Below are 6,590 nucleotides of genomic sequence, written 5' to 3' on the forward strand. Positions count from 1 at the left end.
TCGCGCCTGCCGTGCCGGGTGCGCCATAGAGCTGGGCGAACCCGACGCGCGGTGCGCCGGGTATCTGTCGCTCGCCGGCCTCGCCCCGCAGCTGGCGAACCAGCTCGTGAATCTGCCGTAGGCCTGACGCCCCGATCGGCTCTCCGTTGGCGATCAACCCGCCATCGGTGTTGATCGGCAACGACCCACCGATCTCGGTGGCACCGTCGGCGAGGAGCTTCTCCTGGTCGCCGTGGGCGCAGAAGCCGGCCTCGGCCATGTGGATTATCTCGGCGCAGGCATCGGTGTCCTGCAACTGTATGACGTCGACGTCTGCCGGTGCCACGCCTGCCCTTTCGAACGCTGCCCTTGATGCGTACACCGTTGGCGAGACGTCCTCCTCGACGGGTGCGCAGGTGGTGTTCACCTCATAGGCGCCGTAGCTGCGGGTGCGGATCTCGACGGCCCGTAGGTAGACCGGCTTGCTCGTGTAGCGGTGCGCGATGTCGGCGCGGCACATGACGACCGCGGCGGCGCCCTCGTCAGGCGCGCAGAACATGTATTGCGTCAGCGGGTAGTTCAACATCGCCGAGTTGAGGATCTCGTCCTCGGGGATCGGCTTGCGCCGGAACGCGTTCGGGTTCAGCGCGCCGTTACGGAAGTTCTTGGCGGCGACCTTGGCGAGGGTGGCGTGGGAGATGCCGTGGTCGTGAAGATAGCGGTTGGCCTTCATGCCGAAGAACTGAGTGGTGAGGTATTGGCCGTTCTCCGCATACCAGCGCGGCATGCCGACCAGCGCGGGGTCCTCGGTGAAGGCGCCGCGTGGATGCTTGTCCAGGCCCACCGCGATGCCGATGTCATAGTCGCCCAACCGGATTCCGTCGGCACACGCCTTCGCCGCGCTGGCTGCCGTCGCGCAGGCATTGAAGACGTTGGTGAAGGGGATTCCCGTCAGCCCCACCATGCCGACGATCGCGTCGGGATTGGCGACCGTCCAGCTGCCACCCGCTGCGGCGCCGACGTCCTTCCACTCCACCCCGGCATCGGCGACCGCGGCGAAGATCGCGTCGACCGCCATCTCCATCGCGGACTTGCCCTCGAATCTGCCGAAGGGGTGGATGCCGACGCCGATGATTGCCACGTCATTGCTCATGTCACGTCCCTGTCTGGACCGGCTGGAAGGCGAAGGTGGCCTTCTGCACGATCGACCTCCTGTGCGAATGGGGTGTGTCAACTGTAACTCTTACAGTAACGTAGTCCACGTGATCGACCACATGCCCGTGATCTGCCGCATCCGTGCGTCGCTCGAGACTCGAGAGACCAGTGGGAGATGCTGGTGAGCGAAGTCAACGACGTGGCGCCCAGCGTGGAGATCGGCAGGCGTGCGGCGCAACGCGCAGAGCCGCGGATGCTGATCGGCGGCGAGCTCGTCGCTTCGATGTCAGGAGCCGAGTTCGACAACGTCAGTCCAGCAACGGGTTCAGTACTCGGGGGCCCGGCGGCAGCAGGTGCGCAGGACATGGGCCTGGCCATCGGTGCGGCCCGCCGGGCATTCGACGAAACCGACTGGTCGACCAACGGTCCGCTGCGAAAGCGCTGCCTTCAACAACTGCAGGCGGCGATCGAGGGCGAGCGCGATCAGTTGCGGGAGGAGCTGATCGCCGAGGTCGGCTGTCCGGACATGACGATCACCACGGCGCAGCTGGACTGGCCGCTCGCCGAATCCCTTCGCTATCCCGCCGGTCTCATCGACACCTTCGAGTGGGAGAGACATCTCGAAGGTGGAGGGCTGTTCGGCGACCGCAACGTGCGGACCGTCGTGCAGGAGCCCGTCGGCGTGGTCGGTGCGATCACCCCGTCGAACTTCCCGATCGAGGTCATCCTCAACAAGCTCGGACCCGCCCTGGCGACGGGCAACACGGTGATCCTCAAACCCGATCCCCACACGCCGTGGAACGCCACGCGGCTGGGCCGGTTGGTGGCCGAGCACACCGACATTCCTGCGGGAGTGCTCCAAGTCGTTCCGACACCCGACAACGACGTCGCGGAACTGCTCGCCACCGACCCCCGCGTCGACATGATCTCGTTCACCGGCTCGACCGCCGTCGGCAAGCTGCTGATCCGCCAGGGCGCCGACACGATGAAGCGGACCTTCCTCGAGCTCGGCGGCAAGTCGGCGCTCATCGTCACCGACGACGTCGACCCGGCCAAGATCATGGCAAGCGCGGTCGGGGTGTGCGTGCACGCGGGTCAGGCCTGCGCCCTGACCACCCGCATGCTCATTCACCGATCGCTGTTCGACGAGGCGGTCAACGGCGTGACCGCGGCCTTCGGAATGGTGCCCGTCGGAGACCCTGCATTGGCGCAGACGTTGGTCGGCCCCGTGATCAGCGCCAGCCAGCGGGATCGGGTACTGGACGCCTGCGAGCGGGCTCGTCGCGACGGCGCCGAGATCACCATCGGCGGAGGAGCTTTCGAGGACCTCCCGGCGGAACTGGCAGGCGGCTACTACGTCCAGCCCACCGTGGTGGTCGGGGTCGACAACTCCGCTGCCATCGCCAGCGAGGAGATCTTCGGTCCGGTACTGGTGATGATCCCGTTCGACGATGACGACGACGCCGTCCGGATCGCCAACGACAGCGCGTTCGGCCTTGCCGGTGCAGTGCTGTCGGGTTCGGCCGAGCGCGGTATGGCGATAGCCCGCCGCATCCGGACGGGTTCCATCGGTGTCAACGGCGGGATGTTCTACGGTGCCGATGCACCGTTCGGCGGCTACAAGAATTCGGGCATCGGCCGTCAGTGCGGAATCGAGGGCTTTCAGCAGTACCTGGAGACGAAGACCATCGCCTGCCGGACGCCCCGGCAGAGCTGAGCAACCGGCCAGAGGGAGACGACACGAATGGGCAAGCTGGACAACAAGATCGCCGTGGTGTCAGGGGCGGCACGCGGACAGGGCCGTTCGCACGCGGTGAATCTGGCTGCCGAGGGCGCGAGCATCATCGCCCTCGACATCTGCGCCGACCTCGAGGGCAACACCTATCCGCTGTCGCGGCCGGAGGACCTCGACGAGACTGCGCGGATGGTCGAGAAGGAAGCGGTGCGGTGTCATACCGCCATCGTCGACGTGCGCGAGCGAAGCGCGGTGTGGAAGGCGATTGCGGACGGAGTCGCCGAACTCGGCGGGCTCGACGTCGTGGTGGCCAATGCCGGCATCTGCGCCATGGGCAAGAACCAGACCATCCAGTCGTGGTCGGACACCATCGACACCGATCTGGTGGGCGTGTTCAACGTGATCCAGGCGAGCTTGCCGCACATCAGCGACGGTGGTTCGATCATCGCAACGGGATCGCTTGCGGCGCAACTGGGTAGCGCGACCAATCAGGGGCCGGGGGGATCGGCATACAGCCTGGCCAAACAGATCGTCGCGCGTTACGTCAACGATCTCTCGATCCAGCTCGCGAAGCGGATGATCCGCGTCAATGCGGTGCACCCCACGAACGTCAACACCGACATGCTGCAGAACGAAGGTATGTACAGGGTGTTCCGACCGGATCTAAAGGAGCCGACCCGCGAGGATGCCGAGGCGACCTTCTCGATGATGCAGGCGATGCCGGTGCCCTACATCGAGCCGCAGGACGTTTCCGATGCCGTGGTCTTCCTGGCCAGCGACTCCTCGCGGTACATCACCGGAACGCAGTTGCGGATCGACGCAGGCGGTTACGTGAAGTCGGTGCCGTGGAAGGGGTGAGCTCGCGCGGGATGTTTCAGGCCGGGTCGAAGTTGACCGGAAGCACGTTGGGTGACCGGAACGGCTGACCGTGGATGTGCGGATCGCCATCGTCGAGCAGTCGGATGTCCTTCAACCGGCTGAGAAGACACTCCAAGGCGACCCTGGTCTCCAAGCGGGCCAGATGCAAACCGAGACAGGTGTGTTCGCCCGCTGCGAAGGTGATGTGGGGGGTGCGCTTGCGGAAGACGTCGAACTCCTCCGGACGTTCCCACCGCGTCCCGTCGCGGTTGGCAGATCCCATGCACACGTCGACCACTGAGTTCGCGGGGATCTCGACGCCCTCCAGTTCGGTGTCCTCGGAGGCGAATCGCTGCACGGTGGTCAGTGGTGTCTCGAACCGCAGCGCCTCCTCGATGGCGGGTCCGATGAGCTCGGGGTTCTCCCGTACCGCCGTGAACTGCTCGGGGTGCGACAGCAGGAGGTAGAGCAGGTTGCCAGAGGACCGATAGGTGGTCTCCAGACCTGCGGGAAGGAGCAGGCGCAGGAAGGAGTAGATGGCCTCGTCTGTCAGCTTCTCGCCATCGATCTCCGCCGTGACGAGGTCACCGATGATGTCCTCGGTCGGACTGTTCTTCCTGGCCTCCATCTGTACCAGGAAGTAGTCCTTCAGTGCCGCAGACGATTCGAACGCCTGCTTGTACTTGACGGTGTAACTGATGAGGTCGACGGCCCATTTGCGGAATGCGGGAAGGTCCTCTTCGGGCAGTCCCAACAGTTTCGCGATCACGCGAGTCGGAAACTCGAAGGTGAAGTTCTTGATGAGATCGGTCTGACCGTCGTCGATGAACTCGTCGATGAGCGCGTTCACGATGGGCCGGACTATCTCGGGTTCCCAGCGAACCAGGGACTTCGACTTGAAGGCCGCCGAGACGAGGTTGCGGTGCTCGCGGTGCGTCGTGCCGCCCATGGCGAGGATCGTCGGGCCGATGAAGAGACCGATCGTCGCGTCGTACATCGCCGAGTTGAACAGTTTGCCATCGCGGAACACCGTGTTGACCGCGCTGAAGGACATGGCGGCATAGTTCTGTTTGGGCCGCATGCTCTCCGGGGTCTTGGAGTAGTCCATGACGCTGCCGCGGAAGACACCCGCCTCGGCGCGCTTGTCTGCGAAGAATGGATACGGGTCACGAATGCGCCTGGCTCGTTCCTCAGCGGGCACTTCGGCCTGTACTTCGGTATCCACGGCACCCTTCCCGCGCGAGGTCGGCAGACTTGCTGCACGCACCTACTGTAACGATTACAGTAGTGTACAGCCAGTGCGAGGCCGCTGAACCGCGGTCCATCGACCACGGAGGCGGCATGGGTATCACCGAGGAACACCTCGACGCACACCGGCACGAGGCCAACCAGTACGAGGCCGACCAGCTCGACGCCGAATTGCGCGCAGTCCTCAACGCTCAGCGCCAGGCGTTCGTCGCCGGGGGCCCTCCGAGCGTCGCCGTCCGGCGCAACCGGATCGACAGGCTGTTGGCACTGGTACTCGACAACACCGACGACTTCGTCGAGGCGATGGCAGCGGACTTCGGCACCAGATCACGGTCGGCATCACTGTTCACCGAGGTGGTCGGCATGATCCCGGTGATCGAACACACCAGGGCGCACCTCGCCGAGTGGATGCGACCGAGCGCAATCATGCGCGCCGCCAGGCTCTTCGGGATGACGGCCCACGTCGAATCCACGCCGCTCGGCGTCGTCGGAATAATCGGTCCGTGGAACTTCCCGCTGAACCTCGTCGTACTTCCGGCCACCGCCGCGTTCGCTGCTGGCAATCGCGTGATGATCAAGACCTCGGAGATCACTCCCCGCACCGCAGAACTGTTGGCACGGCTGGTTCCCCAGTACTTCGGCGCCGACGAATTGCAGGTCATCACCGGCGGTCCCGACGTCGCGGCTACCTTCTCGGGCCTGCCCTTCGACCATCTGTTCTTCACCGGATCCCCCTCCGTTGGCGCCATGGTCGCGCGGGCGGCATCGCAGAACCTGGTTCCCGTCACGCTGGAACTCGGTGGCAAGAATCCGGTGGTGGTGTCCCCGGATGCCGACATCAGGCGGTCGGCTGCGCGAATCGCCAAGGCGCGCATGGTCAACGGGGGCCAGGTGTGTGTCTGTCCCGACTACGTCTTCGTGCCTCGCGATCGGGTCGAGGCGTTCGTGGACGTCGCGCGCGACACGCTGCGGGAGATGTTCCCCACGGTCGTCTCCAATGGCGACTACTGCTCGTCGGTCAACGACGCGAACTTCGATCGGGTGGTCGGGCTGATTGACGACGCCCGATCCCACGGCGCCCGCGTCGAATCGGTTGCGCCTGGCGGCGAGGTGCTGCCGGACCGGACGACGCGCAAGATCGCGCCGACCATCGTTCGCGACGTCGACGACCGGATGAAGATCGCCGCCGAGGAGGTCTTCGGCCCGGTCCTGGTGGTGATGGAGTACGCAGGACTGTCCGAGGCCATCGACTACATCAACGGGCGCCCGGCGCCGCTGGTGGCGTACTGGTACGGGCCGGATGGCGAGTACTTCCGTGACTTCGTCCGCAGTACGCGCAGCGGTGGGGTGGCACGAAACGACTTCGCCGCGCAGATGATTCCGTCAGCGGCACCGTTCGGCGGCGTCGGCCGCAGCGGGATGGGGTCCTACCACGGGAAGGCAGGCTTCGATACCTTCAGTCATCAGCGCTCGGTCGTGGGCACCGACCTGCCGTTCAGCGTCACGGGTTCTGCGGCGCCTCCGTTCACCCGACCGATGAAGGCGTATGCGAACTTCTCGCTGCGGATGGCCCGGAAGCGCACCAACAAGCGACTCAAGGCGCACGGGGTGGAGT

The 6,590-nt window shown here is 65.3% G+C and carries 5 protein-coding genes; 3 read left to right on the forward strand and 2 right to left on the reverse strand.

Annotated features, from left to right (window positions below; translation table 11 throughout):
- Positions 1 to 1,132 (reverse strand): thiolase family protein (locus tag ACRDUX_RS12715; RefSeq protein ID WP_526414385.1); only part of this gene is annotated, 1,132 nt, incomplete at its 3' end.
- A gap of 255 nt (positions 1,133 to 1,387) precedes the next feature.
- On the opposite strand from ACRDUX_RS12715, the gene ACRDUX_RS12720 reads away from it, so the two are divergent.
- On the forward strand, positions 1,388 to 2,851 hold the full coding sequence (locus ACRDUX_RS12720; RefSeq protein ID WP_526414389.1) for an aldehyde dehydrogenase family protein: 1,464 nt from the start codon (positions 1,388 to 1,390) through the stop codon (positions 2,849 to 2,851).
- Between the two features lie 27 nt (positions 2,852 to 2,878).
- Positions 2,879 to 3,727, forward strand: a complete 849-nt coding sequence (locus ACRDUX_RS12725) for a mycofactocin-coupled SDR family oxidoreductase (protein WP_526414386.1) — start codon at positions 2,879 to 2,881, stop codon at positions 3,725 to 3,727.
- 16 nt (positions 3,728 to 3,743) lie between these two features.
- Here the strand turns inward: ACRDUX_RS12725 and ACRDUX_RS12730 are convergent, their stop codons facing one another.
- A complete protein-coding gene (locus tag ACRDUX_RS12730) occupies positions 3,744 to 4,952 on the reverse strand; it encodes a cytochrome P450 (protein WP_526414387.1) in 1,209 nt (402 codons plus the stop codon).
- 116 nt (positions 4,953 to 5,068) lie between these two features.
- On the opposite strand from ACRDUX_RS12730, the gene ACRDUX_RS12735 reads away from it, so the two are divergent.
- The coding region (locus tag ACRDUX_RS12735; protein ID WP_526414388.1) for a coniferyl aldehyde dehydrogenase at positions 5,069 to 6,590 on the forward strand (1,522 nt) is incomplete at its 3' end.

It is taken from the genome of Mycobacterium sp. (assembly GCF_050701675.1).
GTDB lineage: Bacteria > Actinomycetota > Actinomycetes > Mycobacteriales > Mycobacteriaceae > Mycobacterium.